Origin of the sequence: Flavonifractor sp., from assembly GCF_019422385.1 — a bacterium.
Lineage (GTDB): Bacteria > Bacillota > Clostridia > Oscillospirales > Oscillospiraceae > Flavonifractor > Flavonifractor avistercoris.
This window is the reverse complement of record NZ_JAHZDL010000164.1, coordinates 1-2,113: the sequence shown is the minus strand read 5'-3', so window position 1 is coordinate 2,113 and position 2,113 is coordinate 1. Positions and strand designations below refer to the sequence as shown.

3 protein-coding genes are annotated in these 2,113 nt (G+C 66.1%); all 3 read right to left on the bottom strand.

Annotated elements, in window-relative coordinates:
- Nucleotides 1-799: DUF362 domain-containing protein (locus QZ378_RS12795; protein ID WP_291258542.1), on the bottom strand; the 799-nt coding region annotated here is incomplete at its 3' end.
- A gap of 40 nt (nt 800-839) precedes the next feature.
- The gene (locus tag QZ378_RS12790) at nt 840-1,535 is read right to left on the bottom strand and encodes a YoaK family protein (protein ID WP_291258541.1); all 696 of its coding nucleotides are present in this window, start codon (nt 1,533-1,535) and stop codon (nt 840-842) included.
- Nucleotides 1,536-1,757: 222 nt separating this feature from the next.
- Nucleotides 1,758-2,105: a YbaB/EbfC family nucleoid-associated protein gene (locus tag QZ378_RS12785; RefSeq protein WP_087239219.1), complete on the bottom strand. Its 348-nt coding sequence runs from the start codon at nt 2,103-2,105 to the stop codon at nt 1,758-1,760.
- Between the last annotated feature and the right edge of the window lie 8 nt (nt 2,106-2,113).

Below are 2,113 nucleotides of genomic sequence, written 5' to 3'. Positions count from 1 at the left end.
CCACCACCGCCTTGGCGTACTCCGCCATGCGGCAGCCCAGCTCCTCCATGGCCGCATCGCTGCCCGGGTGGATGGCATCGGTGTTGCACACGGCGATGCACCGGCCGCAGCCCACGCACTTGTTCCAGTTGATGGAGGCCTTCCCCTCGGCGTCGAAGGCAATAGCGTCGTGGGCGCACTGGGTGGCGCACTTGCGGCAGCCCACGCAGCGGCTGGCCTTCACCTTGGGCTTGCCCTCGGCGTGCTGCTCCATCTTCCCCCGGCGGGAGCCGCAGCCCATGCCCAAGTTCTTGATGGCGCCGCCGAAGCCGGTCTGCTCGTGGCCCTTGAAGTGGGACAGGGAGATCACCACGTCCGCCTCCATGATGGCCTTACCGATCTTGGCGGTCTGGATGTACTCCGCCCCCGCCACGGGCACCTCCACGTCGTCGTTGCCCCGCAGGCCGTCGCCGATGATCACCTGGCAGCCGGTGGACAGGGGGGTGAAGCCGTTTTCATAGGCGGCGTCCAGGTGCTCCAGGGCGTTCTTCCGCCGGCCGGGGTAGAGGGTGTTGCAGTCGGTGAGGAAGGGGATGCCCCCCAGCTCCTTCACCACGTCGGCCACCGCCTTGGCGTAGTTGGGCCGCAGGAACGCCAGGTTCCCCGGCTCGCCGAAGTGCATCTTGATGGCCACCAGCTTGTGGTCAAAATCGATCTCCCCGATGCCCGCCCTGCGGATGAGCTTTTTCAGCTTGTCCAGCAGGCTCACGCCCGGACGGCACCGGAGGTCGGAGTAGTAGACCTTCGCCTGTTCTGACATGTGTGTATGCCTCCCGTGAAACAGAGTTGTTAAGCGGGTCTTATTTTATACCGCTTTCGCCCTCGCCGCAAGTGTTTTTCCGCCGGAACATCAGCAAAAATGCCGCAAAAAGCAGCAGGCTGGCGGCCAGCACCGCGCGCCGGCCCCACGCCCCGCTGCACCAGGCCCCCAGGGCCGCTCCGGCGCAGAAGAACACGATGATGCCGTAATACCGCCCCGCCCGGCGGAGGTCTTCCCGCTCCCCGGTGAGCCAGCCGCGGTAGAGGGCCTCGGTGCCGCTGCGCAGGTTGCCGGTGCACATGGTGGTGGCAAAGGCGCTGCCCGCCACCTTCCGGAAGCTCTGCACCTGGACGGCGCACACGTAGGACACCAGCACGTTGGCCCCGCTGTCCGCCCACCCGGGCAGAAGGGCCACCGCCACCAGCAGGATCATCTCCGCCGCCACGGTGAGCTGCCGCCAGTGGAGCCGCTCCCACCTGCCGCAGCGGGCGTGCACCAGCTCGGCGGTCAGCACCCCGGCGGCAAAGGCCAGGATGGGCACCAGGTAGTGGCCCGCGCCGGCCCAGTCCCCCTCCATCAGCCGCACGCCCAACAGGACGATGTTGCCGGTCTGGGCGTTGGCGAACACCCCGCCCCGCACCAGGTAGGTGTAGGCGTCCAGAAAGCCGCCGGCCAGGGCCAGGACGGCCCCCAGCCGGAAGCTCTCCGACATCTGCCGGGTTTCCATCTGCTCCATACGCCTCCTCCTTTCTCCCGCGAAACAGCCTCGCAGAGTTTTGCCGCCCGCAGGCGGCAAAATCAGATGGAATCCGTCCTTTTCAAGGACATGTGCCTTGAAAAGGACTCTTCTCGCGTGGGAAGCCGGGACAATTGCCCCGCAATCGAGCGGCTTCCCACGCGCAGCTCCTCCTCAAACAAGAGGATGGGGCCTTGGATAAGGCCCCATCCTCTTGTTTGACTAAAAGGGCAGGTTCAGCCCGCCGGTGAGCTGCTGCATGGAGGAGGCGGAGTCGCTCTCCGCCGCCCGCAGGGCCTCGTTCACCGCCGCCACGATCATGTCCTGGAGCATCTCCACGTCCTCCGGATCCACGGCGTCGGGGTCGATGACGACCTCCTTGACCTCCCGCTTGCCGGTGACGGTGGCGGACACCACGCCGCCCCCCGCCGCGGCGGTATAGGTCTTGTTCTCCAGCTCCTGCTGCATCTTCATCATGTCCTGCTGCATCTTCTGAACCTGTTTCATCATGTTCATGTTCATGCCGCCGCCGAAGCCGCCCATGCCGCGGCTGTTGAATCCCTTTGCCATCGGTCGCA